Raw genomic sequence first — 15257 nt, forward strand, 5'->3', positions numbered from 1 at the left:
TTCATCGGTGAAGTTCGCATAAGAATTCATAAATCTGTATAAGACTGCATAATGCGATTGTATATCTGTCATTGTTCGACATAAATAGGGGCAATCCCCTATTCTTTGTTCATGCTCAATCTCGCAAAATTGAGAAGGGTCGGCGAATCGAGACGAGGGCTGGAATCGCCGGACCTTCAAGCATTGTAACGACTGGGGGAGAGCGGAATGAAGATCTTCGCAATTAAGTCGATTCGGATCAAGTTCCTCATGATTAGCTTCGCGTTATTGGTTGTTCCTTCCTTAATCATCGGAATCGTCGGCTTCGAGATCTCCAAGCATGAGCTCGAGATAGCCGGGAAGAACCAGCTTCAGATGAGCGTCAAGTTCGCGATCGGCTTAATCAACGAATTGGACCAAGATGTCGATGAGGGTCAGCTATCGCTCGAAGAGGCTCAGGAGAGGTTCCGCGAGGAGATATTGGGACCCAAGGGAGCAGATAATAAGAGGCCCATCCGCGAGACTTACATGATTGGAGATAGCGGTTATCTCTACGCGGTGGACAAGCAGGGCATGTCGATTATGAACCCTTCGAACGAGGGGGCTGATATGTTCGCCATTACGACAGTAGACGGCGTTCAATTGGGCAAGAAGATCGTCGAACTGGGCGGGAATGGAGGGGGGTTCTTCTCGTACGTATGGGACAACCCGATCTCGGGCCAGGCGGAAGAGAAGCTCGCGTATGTTGAGGCGGATCCCCAATGGGGCTGGATTATCGGTTCAGGCGCCTACGTAAGCGAATTTAATCAAGGCGCTAACTTGGTGCTGCACATTCTCCTCTATACGCTGGGAGCCGCAATTCTAATCGGCTTCTTCGCGGTGTGGCTGTTCATCCGCTCGATCGCGAACCCTATTGTTCAAGTGGCGCAGCAAGTCGAAAAGGTGGCCGGCGGCGACTTGGCGATGCCTCCTCTCGCGGTCAAGAGCGAGGACGAGATTGGGCGCCTCGCGCGGGATTTCAACGGTATGACGTCCAGCATGCAAGCGTTGATCCAGCGCATTGCTGCCAGCTCGGCGAAGGTGACCCAGTCATCGGGAGATCTGACGGAGACCGCTCAGCAGACCTCTATCGCGACGGAGCAGATTGCTCTATTCTCGCAGGAGGTGGCGGATGGAGCCGAAGCGCAGATGGAGAAGTCGAGCGCGGTTGCGGCCGCCGTCGACGAGATTGCCAGCGGAATGGAGCAAGTGGCGCATTCGATCCTCGCCGTTGCGGACGCGTCGGTTCGGACGAATCAAGAGACGGCGAGAGGCAACGAGGTCGTCGCGCGGACGATCGATCAGATGAACATTCTGAATGACACAGTCGAAGCGGCGGCTTCCGTCATCGGTTCGTTGAACAACAAGTCGAATGAGATCGACCAGATCGTGTCTCTCATCTCGGAGATCGCCGATCAGACGAAGCTGCTCGCCTTGAACGCCGCGATCGAGGCGGCTAGGGCCGGGGATAGCGGAAGAGGATTCGCGGTGGTAGCGGACGAAGTCCGGAAGCTGGCCACGCAGTCGGCGCAGTCGACCGAGGAGATCCGGAGGCTGCTTCAGGATATTAAGCTGGACGCGAGGCTCGCGGTGCAATCCATCGAGGCCGGGACATGCGCCGTTCGGGACGGAGTGGACCAAGTACGGCAGACGGGAGAGAGCTTCCGTTCGATATCGGGCATGATCGAGGAGGTATCGGCGCAGTCCCAAGAAGTCTCCGCCATCGTGGAGGAGGTATCGGCAAGCTCTCAGAATATGGCCGCGATGATCCAATCCGTCGCCCGCATCTCCGGTCAATCGGCGGAGAACGCCCAGCAGATGGCTGCTTCCACGGAAGAACAGCTGGCTTCCATGGAGGAGATCAATGCCTCGGCCAAATCGCTGACGGCGATGGCTGAGGAACTAACGGAGATGATTGGCAGGTATAAGGTGTAGGAATTGTTTAGGTATCGGACCTTGATAGGCTATTAGGCCTCTCAAGGTTCTTTTTTTTGTGCGTTGACTGTAGAGCAGTATGCCGTAGCCATCCGCTATGCGGGGGAGTTCTACGATTCAGAAGTTGGCTTGTACTATCTATGTGCATGGAACTATCGAATCCGCCCAGAGTATTGAGCTTCCAAGCGCAACCTAATAGGAGGCAATGTATTAGATAGATAGGAAGCAAACTCGGAATGAAGTGGGGGAATGTAACGATGAGGAGGGTTGTTTATTTTTACTTGTCTCATTCTGTCACTAACTGCTTGGACTTCGTTTAATACACTAAATATTCCTGAAATCACTTTATTTTTTGAAGACGTTGCTAATCGTATTTGATCGTCGTTGAGTATAGGTTAGAAACGAATAACTTCCTGAAGATGAGAGGGAGTCCATATTTACAACAGCAAAAATGATGAAGATTGGACATTAATCGAAGATGACGGCGGTAAGAGTGTGGTAAAGTTGGAGAAGGAGGCGGCCGCTAATGAATCGCATTCTGATCGTCGGATCGGCGGGTTCGGGCAAGTCGACGCTGGCCCAGCAACTGGGCGAGGCGCTCTCGCTGCCGGTCGTGCATCTGGACCGGTACTATTGGAAGCCCGGCTGGATCGCGACTCCGAACGAAGAATGGGATAACTTCGTTATTGGAGAAGCCAATCGGGAGCAATGGATCATGGACGGCAACTATTCGCGAACGTTGGATCTGCGGTTGCAGCGAGCGGACGCCGTTATTTTCCTCGATATGCCGCGGCTCCTCTGCCTTTACCGCGTGATTAAACGAAGAGTCCAGTATCATGGCAAGACGAGAGCGGACATGAACGAAGGCTGTCCCGAGAAGCTGGATTGGCCCTTTCTAGGCTGGGTCTGGAATTACAAGAAGAGAAGCCGGACGAAAGTGTTGGACAGGCTTAAGCGAGCAGAGGGGAGCAAGCGAATCTATATTCTCAAGACCAAGAAGGAAGTGAACAGACTGCTGGAGCAGCTCCGACAGGAGGCGGCTGAATGAAGGCCAGAGTCAATGTGAGATTCCGAATAACCGTCTGTTTTGGTATTCTATTTCTCGTAACTTCCGGGTTGGCAACCTATTTGCTGAAGACGAATAAAGACAATAGCAATCTCAATTGGCTGATGACGGCAGCGCTGTTCTCGTTCGCTGTCATGGTTGGCAATCTAATTGTGATTCTGTTGAGAAGACGATAGGAGGACACGGAAGCCGCGCATGAGCATAGACCCGCTGGCAGCTAAATGGCTGGACATCGAATATCTTCGAGTAGGCAGTTCTACCCAAGCCGAAGTGTATCGCCTGCTGAAGGAGCATCGGCTGCTGGAGACGCTAAGTCTCTACAGTCCGATCTTGGTCGGAACCGTTCCGATCGGCATTCACGTTCCGGGCAGCGACTTGGACATCATCAGCGAAGTGGCAGACTTCGAGATGTTCGCGGAACGAGTGCAAGAGCGCTTCGGCGGGTATCCGGAATTCACGATTGTTCGAAGAGTAGTTGAAGGCGTAGAGAGGATCAAGGCGAACTTCATGGTGGAAGCTTGGCCGGTCGAGCTGTTCGGTCAGAACAAGCCGACGGAGCGGCAGAATGGATACCTTCATATGGTGATCGAGGATCGGCTGCTGCGGATGTATGGCGAGGACTTTCGGCGTCGCATCATGCAGTTGAAGCGGAAAGGACTGAAGACGGAGCCCGCCTTCGCGAAGCTGCTGAAGCTGGACGGCGATCCTTATCAGAAGCTGTTGGAGCTAGGCGATTGGCCCGATGCAGATCTGCGTGAATTGTGGGTGATCTCCTCAGACGACCGAGCGCAGCCATAATATCCAAGTGCCTGAGCAGGTAAGCATCGTCTATTTGGATATTCGATACCTGGGAGAGGACCAGCATGAGATTCATCTAAAGTCTAATCTGATGCTAGAGGGGATCGGCGAGCAAAACCATGACGCGAGAATACATGGCACCCGCGGAGGTGGCTCCCATACGGAGAGGCAGTTCTTGATCTCGCCGCCGCTTCCGGACACATTAGAGCAGCTCGAATTCTCTCTTATTCCAAGCGCCATGTTCATCGAGAACAAGATTAGGGAAGTCGTGCTGGATTAGCAGGTCGACTTCGAATAACGCCCGGCAATTGTATATTAATTTGAATACACATTGAGCCACATATACCCTAAGTTGAACGATTATATATTAAAATTAATACACATTGGACCTAATCTGGTTAGAAACGGACAATTATGTATTAAATTCAATACACATTAAGTCCGATTCGCTTGGTGACGGGCCATTGAATATTAAATTTATAACACATTTCTCAATCCGTCAGATTGCCAACCAATACTTCTAGTCCAAGGGAGAGCGTACATGGGATACATATCGGAACTGCGCGAGATGGTCGGGACTCGGCCCCTCATTATGGCCGGGTCTTGCGTACTGGTCTTCGACTCGGAAGGCCGCCTCTTGCTGCAGCGCAGATCGGACAGCGGCGATTGGGGCACGATCGGCGGTGCGCTGGAGCCGGGCGAGTCTCTGGAGGAGGCGGCTGCCCGCGAGCTCTACGAGGAAGCGGGGGTAACCGCCGATTCGTTCCGGTTCGTCACCGTTCTGTCCGGCCAGGACATGTACTATCGCTATCCGCACGGCGACGAGGTGTACAATGTCATGGCTGTCTATGAAGCACAAGGAGTACAAGGAACCCCCGCGGTGAACGATCACGAGGGGTTGGAGCTGAAGTACTTCTCGCTGGACGAGCCGATCGCCAACTTGAACCCGTTCTCCGAATATTACTTGAGGAAATCCGGCTATATCACAAAGTGGTAGGGACTAGCCGCTGTCCGCGATGCTATAATAGACGGATCGACTATTGGGACAAAAGGAACGGCTAGCATGAACAGCAACAGCAACAGCAACAGCAACAGCAACAGCAACAGCAACAGCAACACCAACAGTCACATTAACCGCCGCAACAGCCCTAGCGCAATGAACGCGCTACATCCTTTTTTCACCCGCAAAGAGCGAGAGCTTGGCGTCACCCTGAACGATATTCAACGGCAAGCGGTCCTTCAGACGGAAGGGCCGCTGCTGTTGTTGGCCTCGCCCGGATCGGGCAAGACGACGACGATTATCATGCGGATCTGCTACCTGATCGAGGAGAAGGGGATCGACCCCGCGCGCATCAAGGCGGTCACGTTCAGCCGCGCGTCGGCGAGCGACATGAAGGCGCGGTTCCAGAAGTTCTTCCCCGAGCTGCCGTCTGTCGACTTCTCGACCATCCACAGCTTCGCGTTCGAGGTCGTGCGCCATCACTTCTGGACGACCGGAACCCCCTATCGAATTATAGAGGGGGATCTCGACCCCGAGGAGCTGGAGCTGGAATCCGCCGACGGCTCGGATCAGCCGCCGCTGCACAAGAAGCTTATTCTGCGGCACCTGTTCAAGACGATCGCCGGCGAGAACATTACGGACGACCAGCTCGAGGAATTAACGACATACATCAGCTACATCAAGAACAAGATGATTCCCGAAGCCGAATGGGCGCAGGTGAAGACGGATGTGCCGGAGGCAGAGCGCATTCTGCGGGAGTACGAGGCGTTCAAGCAGTCCCCCCATCATCCGAAGCTGCTGCTCGACTTCGACGACATGCTGACGATTGCGGAGCGGGCGCTGCGCGAGAACGACAGCCTCCTCCGGCGATTCGAGAGGCGCTACGACTACGTCCTGACGGACGAGAGCCAGGACACATCCTTAGTTCAGCACGCCATCGTCGAAAAGCTGGTCCGCTCCCACCGCAATCTGTGCGTGGTTGCCGACGACGACCAATCGATCTACAGCTGGCGGGGCGCGGAACCCTCTTATCTGTTGAATTTCAAGCGAACGTACCCGACAGCCGTCACGTTATTCATGGAACGGAACTACCGCTCGACGAGGCAAATCGTCCGCACGGCGAACGCCTTCATCAAGCGCAACAAGAAGCGGTATGCCAAGAACATGTTCACCGAGAACGAGGCCGGGGAGCCGATCAAGCTGAAGACGTTCGCCGATTATATCTACCAGGCGAAGTACGTCGTCGAGGAAGTCCGCCAATGCGAGAATTTGGCCGAAGCGGCCGTGCTGTACCGCAACAACTCGTCCTCCATCATCCTGATGAACGAGTTCGACCGGGCGGGCATTCCGTTCTATATGAAGGATGCGGACAACCGCTTTTTCAACCATTGGGTTGTGGAGGACATCTTGAACTTCATGCGGATGACGTTCACCGACCGGCGTCCGGACATTCTGGAGCAGATCCATTCGAAGATGAGCGGCTACATCACGAAGCGGCAGATGGCGGAGCTGCTGCGGATCGCGAACAACGAATCGGTGTTCGACAACCTGCTGCAATTCGTTCCGCTGCAGGGCTATCAGGTGAAGCTGCTGACGGAAGCGAAGGAGACGTTCCGCGAGATGCGGGGCCTGCCGCCGAAGGAGGCGATCCGCGTCATTCGCGGGCGGCTCGGCTATGAGAAGGCGATCGAGAAGATGTGCAAGAGTCTTGGCTTCCGCAAAGACTACCTGATCGGCATTCTGAACACGCTCGAGGAGATCGCCGACACGCTGCAGACGATGGAGGAGTTCGCGGCGCGGCTGAAGCATCTGGAGGCGGCGCTGAAGACGGCGAAGTCGCGCAAGGGCCAGAACGCGGTGACGTTCTCGACGTTCCACAGCGCGAAGGGCCTCGAGTTCGAGCGGGTGTACATGGTCGACCTCGTCGAAGGGATCATCCCATCCTCCGACGACGCGGACGATGACGATCTGATGGAGGAAGCGACCCGCCTCTTCTACGTCGGCATGACGCGGGCGAAGCGGCATCTGGAGCTGATCGCTTACCGGAAGCGGGACGATGAGAAGACGGCGCCGTCTCGGTTCGCGAGCTACGTCAGCGCGATATTGAATCCTGCGAAGGAGGCTGTGGAACGGAGTTCGTCAGACAGGAGGAAGCGGGCTGCACATCCTTCTGCGTCTGCGGTGAAGCTCGTCGCGGCAGAAGTGCCCGTTAACCCGAACGCGATTCGAGTTCCGGCGGAGCTGGAGACAGGCAAGGAAGTGAAGCACCGTGCGTTCGGGATCGGCACTATCGTGAAGGTGAACGAGGTGCGGATTCATATCCGATTCGGCCACAGCGAGAAGGCGCTCTCGGTCACGGCATGCCTGGAGGCGGGGCTGCTGGAGCCGGTCTGAGCTTGGGGGAGCTCGATGCGGCCCCTGTATACCACCCGCCCTTAGACAAGGTATGCCTTCTCCCACTATAATAGTGGACAAGCGCGCCGTTGAAGCGCTTCCAGCGCGAGATGCGCGAGATGAACTAGCAGGAGGAATCCCGCGACGATGTTCTATTCGCTCCGCAGCAGACTGATCACCTTCTTCGTCTTGCTATTCGTGTTGTCGTTCGGCGCGTTGTCCATCCTCATCTTTAACGAATCCCGCTCCATTATCCGCTCTTATATCGAATCGTCCGCCTTGGAGAAGATGGACGAATACGGCTCCTATGTCGACATGGTCCAGACGCAGATCTACGACCTCGCTTCGCTCGTGTTCAACAGCGAACAGACGGACGAATGGGACGCCGCCATCTCCGATCCGACGTTGACTGACGGCGAGAAGATGCTGGCCCATATTAAGATGAGCGGCTACCTGACGCAGACGGTGAACAGCTACTCCAGCGTCTCTTCGGCCGCAATCTATCGGACGGACGGCACCTGGATCAGCATGTACGACCAAGTCGTGCACGACGAGTCGATCACCGGCCAGCTCTGGTACAAGCGGTTCCGCGAAGAGAACGTCCGGTGGATGTCGGCGCATATCGACGAGGTCGAGCAGCGGATCCACAATAACCACCATCCGGTCGTCAGCATGCTGATGCCCCTGAGCACCTTCGAGCCTTCCACCACCCGCTACATCCTGAAGGTGAACGTTAGCGCGGATTATTTCCTTAAGCCGCTGAATCGGATCCACTTGGGCGACAGCGGGAGCATCTATCTGCTCGATCAGGACGGAAGCCCGCTCCTGTCTCCGGACGAATACGGCGCCGTCGCGGCCGACGCCGGCAGCGAAGTGACGGCCAAGCTGGACGATTGGCACAAGCAGGGCGTCGCCTACTTCAAGAACGGGCAAGACGAGATGCAGATTCTAGTCTTCAAAAAGGTGGGCGTGACCAACTGGATGCTCGTTGGCCTCGTCCCTGAGCGGGATTTGTACGCCAATCTGTTCAGCTTGCGCAACAGCATCATCGCGCTCGCGGCGCTGCTTCTCCTCGTCTCGCTGCTCATCGCGTTCTGGCTGTCGCTCGGCATTACGAAGCCGCTGTCGCGGCTCGTGTCCGCCATGCGGCACGTGCAGCGCGGCGACTTCGCCAGCGCGGAGAGCCGGCTGCCGCCGGCGAGAATCGTGCGCAACGAGGTCGGCTTCGCGACCGCCACTTTCCGCAACATGATCGGGCGTCTCCGGCAGCACATTCAGAACGAATTCGAGCTGAAGCTGCTTCGCCAGCAGGCGGAGTACAAAGCGCTCCTCATGCAGATTAACCCTCACTTCCTGTTCAATACGCTCGAGCTGCTGAGCAGCCTGGCGATGCAGCGGCGAACGGACGATACGGTACGGGTGATCGAGTCGCTCGGCAAGATGCTGCGGTTCTCGCTCAAGATCAGCGACGACCTGGTCGAGTTGCGCGAGGAGCTCAGGTACGTCCGCGACTACGCCGCCATTCTGCAGGTCCGGTTCGGCGGCCGGCTGCGGCTCGGCCTCGAAGAGGAAGGCGATCTGGAGGATGTGGTCATCGTCAAATTCATTTTGCAGCCGATCATCGAGAATGCGGTGAAGTACAGCTTGAAGCAACAGGAGGAAGCCCGCGTCGATGTTCGCGTCCGGCGGCGGGACGGACGCTTGCATCTGTCCGTCGCCGACAACGGCCCGGGTATGCCGGAAGAACTGGCGAGGCAATTGCGGAATCCCGCCGCGGCGAACCACCCGCATCGCGTTCTCGCCAGCCGCGAAGGCCAGATCGGCCTCGGCAATGTCATTGCGCGCTGCCGGCTCTACTATGGCTCCCGGTTCGAGCTTCGGCTGGATTCATTGCCCGGCGAAGGAACGCATATCGAGTTGATTCTGCCCGCCCAGGAGGTGACGGCGAAATGTACCGAGTGCTGATCGTGGATGACGAGCCGGAGATTCGCCTAGGCTTGCGGCTCAAGATTGACGCAGAACAGCTCAGTCTCGAGCTGGCAGGCGAAGCGGGGAACGGGATCGAGGCGCTGAAGCTTCTGGAGGAGAAGTCGTTCGATATCGTGCTTACCGACATGAGCATGCCGGCCATGGATGGGGTCCGGTTCATGGAGGCTTGCCGCAGCCGTTATCCGGAGGCGCGTCTGATCGTGATTACGGGCTACGAGGACTTCCAATACGCGCGGGCGGCGCTTCGCCATCAGGCGATCGATTACTTGCTCAAGCCGGTCGCTCGCGACGAGCTGGCCGCGGCTCTGCGAAGAGCGGCCTCGGAGCTGGATGCGCGGAAGGCGATGCTCGATACCCGCACCTTGACGCAGCAGGAGCTGGTTCAGCTGTATGCGGGCCAGGCCGCGCGGCAGCGCAACAACGAGCCCGAGGACGGCGAGCTCTCGCTGATCGAGGCCGTGAGACGGTATATCGACGACAACTACATGTCGGACTTGAACCTGACGGAGATCGCCGAGCGGTTCAATTACAATCCTTCCTACTTCTCAGAGATGTTCAAGAACAAGGTCGGCAGGACGTTCATTCAATATTTGACCGATGCGCGCATGGCCCAGGCCGTCCGACTGCTGGAGGGCACGCAGCTTAACCTGTGGGACATTGCAGAGCTGACGGGCTTCTCGAACGCCAGCTACTTCAGCTCCAAGTTCAAGAAGCGGTTCGGCATGACGCCCTCCGACTATCGCCAGAAGGCATCTGGAAAATTTGATAACGAAGTTCCGAAAAAATAGAATTCTGTCCGCTTCGCCGCCTGCTTATGATGGACGTAACACCATTAGAAGGAGGATGTAGCGATGCGAACGTCACGCAGGTCGCCGGCCCATCTCCAGAATGGCGCCGCCTATCTGTTCTTGCTGCCGTGGCTGATCGGTTTCTTCTGCTTGACGCTCGGACCGATGATCGGATCGTTGTACTTGTCGCTGACCAAGTACAATCTATTGAACGCGCCCGAATGGATCGGGTTCGCGAATTACGCGGAGCTTTTCACCAACGACGACAAGTTTACCCAATCTTTGAGCGTGACGTTCAAATACGTGTTCATGTCCGTCCCTCTGCGCTTGATCTTCGCCCTGCTCGTGGCGATGGCGCTGAATAAGGGGATTCGGGCGCTGGGCGTATACCGAACCGTCTATTACGTTCCTTCGCTGCTCGGCGGAAGCGTCGCCATCTCGATCGTCTGGCGGCAGCTCTTCGGCGGCGACGGCGCGATCAACCGGTTCCTCGGATGGTTCGGCGTGAAGGGCCCGTACTGGATCTCGCATCCGGACTATATTATGTATCCGATCGTGACGCTCGCGGTGTGGCAATTCGGCTCGTCCATGGTCATCTTCCTCGCCGGCCTGAAGCAGGTGCCTTCCGATCTGTACGAGGCTTCGCAAGTCGACGGAGCGGGCAAGCTCCGCCAATTCTTCCGGATCACGCTGCCGCTGCTGACCCCTGTCATCTTCTTCAATCTCATCATGACCGTCATCAATTCCTTCCAAGCGTTCACACCGGCTTACGTGATCGGCGACGGCTCCGGAGGGCCTCTTGACGCTTCGCTCTTCTACACGCTGTATCTGTATCTCGAGGGCTTCGCGTACTTCAATATGGGCTACGCCTCCGCGCTTGCCTGGATCATTCTCGCCATTATCGCCTTGCTCACCGGAATCATCTTCGCGACCTCGCGGTACTGGGTATTCTACGGCGACGGCAAGGAAGGGAGGTAGTCCGGCATGCTATCGTTCAAACGGAATTATGCCCATACGCTTCGGCACGCGCTCGTCATCCTCTTCGGCTTGGCCATGCTCTATCCGGTGCTGTGGCTGCTCGCGAGCTCCTTCAAGCCGAACCAGATCATTCTGACCGATACCGGCTTATGGCCTTCCACGTTCACTTGGGATAACTATCGGAACGGCTGGAAGGGCTTCCAAGGCGTCTCGTTCGCCCGATTCTTCGGCAATTCCACGCTCGTCTCCATTCTGTGCGTGCTCGGCAACGCCGCCACCTGCTCCTTCGCCGCCTATGCCTTCGCAAGGCTGGAATTCCGCTTGAAGAAGCTTTGGTTCGCGCTTATGCTGATGACGATCATGCTGCCGTATCACGTCACGCTTGTACCGCAGTACATTATCTTCAGCGAGCTGCACTGGATCGACACGTATCTGCCGCTGTTCGTTCCGAAGTGGCTGGCGCACGATTCATTCTTCATTCTGCTGATGGTCCAGTTCATTCGCGGCATTCCGAAGGAACTGGACGAGAGCGCGACGATCGACGGCTGCGGCCATTGGAAGCTGTATACTCGCGTCATTACGCCGCTCTTGGCGCCGGCGCTGATCACGACAGCGATCTTCACCTTCATCTGGACGTGGGACGACTTCTTCAGCCAGATGATCTATCTGAGCAACATCAAGCTGTTCACGGTGCAGCTCGGCATACGGGCCCTGTTCGACCCGACCGGCCTGTCCGACTGGGGGGCGTTGATGGCGATATCCGTGCTGTCGTTGCTGCCGATTACGCTCGTGTTCTTCTTCTTCCAGCGTTACTTCCTGGACGGTATCGCCACGACCGGGTTGAAGTGATGGAGCCGGCTTCGCCAATCGGACCGGCTCTCACGCAATCCGAAAAAATTAATAACGAACAGCCGAAGGAATGACATTCAATCGCTCCGTCATTCCAAGTAGGATGGCATTGTAAACGCTTTATACTATAATGAATAGGGGAGAATGTCTGCATGAAGAGAAGAGGGTTGAGCATCGTTCTGGCCAGTACGCTGCTAGCGCTCGCCGGCTGCGGCAGCTCCGGCGGTCCCGGCGGCGATAACGCCTCGCCGAGCGCATCTCCGAGCGCGGCTCCGAGCGGCTCTGCGAGCGCCAGCGCTTCCGGCGAGCAAGAGCAGGTCGAGCTGCGCATCAGCTGGTGGGGCGACCAAGCGCGGGCGGATCTGACGAACAAGGCGATCGAGCTGTTCGAGCAGAAGAATCCGAACATCAAGCTGACCGGGGAGTTCGCTCCGTTCGACGGTTACTTTGACAAGCTGAACACGCAGCTTGCCTCCGACACGGCGCCGGATATCTTCTTCCTCGGCGGCAACGTGATCGACTACGCCAATAAGGATGTGCTGCTCGATCTAGGGCCGTATGTCGGCAATGAGCTGAAGCTTGACGATATGGACCCGACGATGATCGAGTACGGAACCGTCAACGGCAAGCTGATTCACGTGTCAGTTGGGGCTAACGCGCGCGGCATCATCGTCAACAAGACCATGTTCGACAAGGCGGGTATCCCGGTGCCTCAGGACGGTTGGACATGGGACGATTACGCCCGCATCAGCAAGGAGATCTCCGATAAGCTCGGCGACGGATACTATGGCACTTACAACTTCACGACCGACGGCATGGATATCTATCTGAAGCAGAACGGCAAGCAGTTGTATGATATGGCGAACAACAAGCTCGGATTCGAGGAAGCGGACATCCTGCCCTGGTTCCAATATTGGGATAACACAGCGAAGGCCGGCGGCGTCGTACCGATCGAGCTGCAGGTGTCCAACCCGCCGGATGATACGGGCAAGTCGCTTCTGCTGACGGGCAAGGTGGCGATGACGCTGCTGCCTTCGAACAATCTGGTGACGTTCCAAGGCCTGACGCAGGACGAATTCACGATGGTTCAATTGCCGCGGGGGCCGAAGGGAACGGGCGTCGTCTTCGAATCGAGCCAAGGCATCTCCGGCTTCGCGAAGACGAAGCACCCGAACGAAGTCGCCAAGTTCATCGACTTCATCATCAATGATCCGGATGCGGCGAAGGCGCTCGGCAACAACCGCGGCGTGCCGGTCACGTCGGCGAACCGCGCTGCTCTCGTGGCGGAAGCCTCTCCGGCCGATAAGATCGTCTACGACTATACGAGCCGCGTCTCCGAGCAGACGAAGAAGGAGCCGTTCGCGATCAGCTACAACCCGCCGGGCAACGCGGAATTCATCAAGCTGTCGGACAACACGGTGCAGGAGATCGGATTCGGGAAAGCCAGCGTCGAGAAGGCGGTACAAGGCTTCTATGAAGGTACGGTGAAAATTTTCGAGAGCAATCAATAAGGAACCAGCTCCTCCGAGAGGAACCGGAATTCGCATCGCCGCGATGCGATCCGCTCCCCTTCGGGGGAGCTCGCGTCTGATCGCGAGGTGCTGCACACATGGAATCAACTTTGCTGGCCCGATTAAGAGAGCAGAACATAGAACAGAGGCTTGGGCCGCTCGGCAAGAGCAGCGACAGGATCGTCTTGTCGGAGTGGCAGCGCTCCGGCGTTCGCTTCGCGGCGGCTGAAGGGCGACTTGAAGAAGTCTATTACTTAGCGCTGCGGAAGCTGCTGGACTGCATCGTACCGCTAGGCGGAGAGACTTCGATTCTGCAGGAAGGCGGCATCTATCTCGGCTGCTGGCTGGAGAGCACGGGGACGATTAACGCCGAGCTGCTCTCTCGCTTCCTTCCCGGCGTCTCGGAGGCGACCTACCGCTCGTTCGCGAGGCATCAGCGTGCCGACGGCTTGCTTCCTTATAAGCTGACAGCCCAAGGACCGGCGTACAGGCAGATTCAACTGGTTACGCCGCTTGGCCGCAGCGTCTGGAACCACTATGCGCTGCATGGCCGGGACCGGGACTTCCTGCTCGCCATGTACCGGGCGATGGAGCGCTACGACCGCTGGCTCGCCGATCATCGCGATACGCGGGGGACCGGGTGCGTCGAAGCGTTCTCCGCCTTCGACACCGGGCACGACTTGTCGCCGCGCTTCTGGCACGTGCCGGACGCGCCTCATCTAGGCGATGCGTCGCGCTTCGATCCCGACTCGCCGATCCTGCCCTTCCTAGCGCCGGATCTGACGGCGAATGTCTACTGCCAGCGGCAGTATCTGGCTCGTATGGCGGAGGAGCTCGGCTTCTCCGGCGAGGAGTGGCGCATGAAGGCGGCCAAGAGCTTGGACAGCCTATTCCGCTATTGCTACGACGAAGAGGACCGTTTCTTCTATGATCGCGACCGGCATGACCGATTCGTGAAGGTGCAGTCGGATGTGCTGCTGCGCGTGCTGGCTTGCGAGGTTGGCGATCGCGAGTTTTTCGATTCAATGCTGCAGGCCTACCTGCTGAATACGAGCAAGTTCTTCGCTAAATATCCGTTCACTTCCATCGCCATGGACGATCCGAGATTCGACCCGCACTCCGGCTACAACAGCTGGGCGGGGCCGTCGAACTTCCTCAGCCTGATCCGCGCCCCGCATGCGTTCGAGCATCACGGAAGATACGTCGAGCTGACCTGGGCGCTGCAGCCGATTCTGTCTTCCTTCGCGAGGGCGACGCGGTTCGCGCAGACGATCAGCCCGTGGACGGGAGAGGAAGGCTTCACGGAAGCGTACTCGCCTTCGATTCTCTGCCTGCTGGATTATGTGGAACGGCTGAGCGGCATTCTGCCGACGCCGGACGGCGAGCTCTGGTTCACCGGGCTGATCCCTTATGCGAGAGATCACGGCGCGGAAGTGGCCGGTGAGACGGCTTATGCCCGAACGGTGGGCGGCGTAGCCTTCGAGCTGCTCAATCTGCGCGAGGGATCAGCGATCTACCGCGGCGGCGAGCCTTACATGACCTTTCCTTCCGGCGTTCGGGTCGTGACCGATCGGAACGGTGAACTGATCGGCGTCGTCGGCATGAGCGCGCGAACGGTAGAAGGGACGCTTAGCTGGGGAGGGCGTGAACTGCCGTTCGCCGCGAGAGGCAATGAGCGTCTCCGGTACGAGGACGGGCAGCTTCGCAGCGAGGAAGGCGAGGAGCCAATCGGCGTCATCTATCCAACTTACAAATAAGGGGAGGCACGGGCTATGCTGAAGAACGAAGAGATTCAAATCCGGGATCCATTCGTGCTTCCCGATACGCGGAACAGAATCTACTACCTATATGGCAGCACGGACAAAAATATATGGGGGCCAGGCACCGGCTTCGACGCCTATACCAGCACAGATCTGCTCAACTGGGACGGA

General features: G+C 57.3%; 13 protein-coding genes. All 13 read left to right on the forward strand.

Annotated features, from left to right (window positions below; all coding sequences use genetic code 11):
• Nucleotides 1-207: 207 nt before the first annotated feature.
• The 13 genes from H4Q31_RS14540 to H4Q31_RS14600 all read left to right on the forward strand — a co-directional run bounded on the left by H4Q31_RS14540 (nt 208) and on the right by H4Q31_RS14600 (nt 15083).
• Complete coding sequence (locus tag H4Q31_RS14540; protein ID WP_185179772.1) at nt 208-1953, forward strand: methyl-accepting chemotaxis protein; 1746 nt, start codon at nt 208-210, stop codon at nt 1951-1953.
• 526 nt (nt 1954-2479) lie between these two features.
• Entirely contained in the window at nt 2480-3001 is a 522-nt protein-coding gene (locus H4Q31_RS14545; protein WP_185179773.1) for a DNA topology modulation protein, read from the forward strand.
• Nucleotides 2998-3195, forward strand: coding sequence for a hypothetical protein (locus H4Q31_RS14550; protein ID WP_185179774.1), 198 nt, complete (start codon nt 2998-3000; stop codon nt 3193-3195). The genes H4Q31_RS14545 and H4Q31_RS14550 overlap by 4 nt, the downstream gene beginning before the upstream one ends.
• Before the next feature lie 19 nt (nt 3196-3214).
• Nucleotides 3215-3817 (forward strand): DUF4269 domain-containing protein, encoded by a 603-nt coding sequence (locus H4Q31_RS14555; RefSeq protein ID WP_185179775.1) that lies wholly within the window; start codon nt 3215-3217, stop codon nt 3815-3817.
• Nucleotides 3818-3824: 7 nt separating this feature from the next.
• A complete protein-coding gene (locus H4Q31_RS14560; protein ID WP_185179776.1) occupies nt 3825-4097 on the forward strand; it encodes a hypothetical protein in 273 nt (90 codons plus the stop codon).
• 261 nt (nt 4098-4358) lie between these two features.
• Complete coding sequence (locus H4Q31_RS14565) at nt 4359-4814, forward strand: NUDIX hydrolase (protein ID WP_185179777.1); 456 nt, start codon at nt 4359-4361, stop codon at nt 4812-4814.
• Nucleotides 4815-4973: 159 nt separating this feature from the next.
• Complete coding sequence (locus tag H4Q31_RS14570) at nt 4974-7211, forward strand: ATP-dependent helicase (protein ID WP_185179791.1); 2238 nt, start codon at nt 4974-4976, stop codon at nt 7209-7211.
• Nucleotides 7212-7358: 147 nt separating this feature from the next.
• On the forward strand, nt 7359-9176 hold the full coding sequence (locus tag H4Q31_RS14575) for a sensor histidine kinase (protein WP_185179778.1): 1818 nt from the start codon (nt 7359-7361) through the stop codon (nt 9174-9176).
• Nucleotides 9161-9988, forward strand: a complete 828-nt coding sequence (locus H4Q31_RS14580; protein ID WP_185179779.1) for a response regulator transcription factor — start codon at nt 9161-9163, stop codon at nt 9986-9988. Before H4Q31_RS14575 ends, H4Q31_RS14580 begins: the two co-directional genes overlap by 16 nt.
• Before the next feature lie 63 nt (nt 9989-10051).
• A complete protein-coding gene (locus H4Q31_RS14585; RefSeq protein ID WP_185179780.1) occupies nt 10052-10966 on the forward strand; it encodes a carbohydrate ABC transporter permease in 915 nt (304 codons plus the stop codon).
• Between the two features lie 6 nt (nt 10967-10972).
• Nucleotides 10973-11815: a carbohydrate ABC transporter permease gene (locus H4Q31_RS14590; RefSeq protein ID WP_185179781.1), complete on the forward strand. Its 843-nt coding sequence runs from the start codon at nt 10973-10975 to the stop codon at nt 11813-11815.
• 152 nt (nt 11816-11967) lie between these two features.
• A complete protein-coding gene (locus H4Q31_RS14595) occupies nt 11968-13326 on the forward strand; it encodes an ABC transporter substrate-binding protein (protein ID WP_185179782.1) in 1359 nt (452 codons plus the stop codon).
• Between the two features lie 98 nt (nt 13327-13424).
• Nucleotides 13425-15083 carry an MGH1-like glycoside hydrolase domain-containing protein gene (locus H4Q31_RS14600; RefSeq protein WP_185179783.1) on the forward strand — a complete coding sequence of 553 codons (1659 nt, stop codon included), beginning with the start codon at nt 13425-13427 and terminating at the stop codon, nt 15081-15083.
• Nucleotides 15084-15257: the final 174 nt, after the last annotated feature.

Source organism: Cohnella lubricantis (genome assembly GCF_014212015.1).
In the GTDB taxonomy this organism is placed as follows: domain Bacteria; phylum Bacillota; class Bacilli; order Paenibacillales; family Paenibacillaceae; genus Cohnella; species Cohnella lubricantis.

Bases quoted from the DNA above. Each gene is read 5' to 3' on its own strand.
- H4Q31_RS14580 (WP_185179779.1), top strand. From the start codon at position 9,161: ATGTACCGAGTGCTGATCGTGGATGACGAGCCGGAGATTCGCCTAGGC.
- H4Q31_RS14570 (WP_185179791.1), top strand. From the start codon at position 4,974: ATGAACGCGCTACATCCTTTTTTCACCCGCAAAGAGCGAGAGCTTGGC.
- H4Q31_RS14555 (WP_185179775.1), top strand. From the start codon at position 3,215: ATGAGCATAGACCCGCTGGCAGCTAAATGGCTGGACATCGAATATCTT.
- H4Q31_RS14575 (WP_185179778.1), top strand. From the start codon at position 7,359: ATGTTCTATTCGCTCCGCAGCAGACTGATCACCTTCTTCGTCTTGCTA.
- H4Q31_RS14590 (WP_185179781.1), top strand. From the start codon at position 10,973: ATGCTATCGTTCAAACGGAATTATGCCCATACGCTTCGGCACGCGCTC.
- H4Q31_RS14595 (WP_185179782.1), top strand. From the start codon at position 11,968: ATGAAGAGAAGAGGGTTGAGCATCGTTCTGGCCAGTACGCTGCTAGCG.
- H4Q31_RS14545 (WP_185179773.1), top strand. From the start codon at position 2,480: ATGAATCGCATTCTGATCGTCGGATCGGCGGGTTCGGGCAAGTCGACG.
- H4Q31_RS14585 (WP_185179780.1), top strand. From the start codon at position 10,052: ATGCGAACGTCACGCAGGTCGCCGGCCCATCTCCAGAATGGCGCCGCC.
- H4Q31_RS14540 (WP_185179772.1), top strand. From the start codon at position 208: ATGAAGATCTTCGCAATTAAGTCGATTCGGATCAAGTTCCTCATGATT.
- H4Q31_RS14565 (WP_185179777.1), top strand. From the start codon at position 4,359: ATGGGATACATATCGGAACTGCGCGAGATGGTCGGGACTCGGCCCCTC.
- H4Q31_RS14600 (WP_185179783.1), top strand. From the start codon at position 13,425: ATGGAATCAACTTTGCTGGCCCGATTAAGAGAGCAGAACATAGAACAG.
- H4Q31_RS14550 (WP_185179774.1), top strand. From the start codon at position 2,998: ATGAAGGCCAGAGTCAATGTGAGATTCCGAATAACCGTCTGTTTTGGT.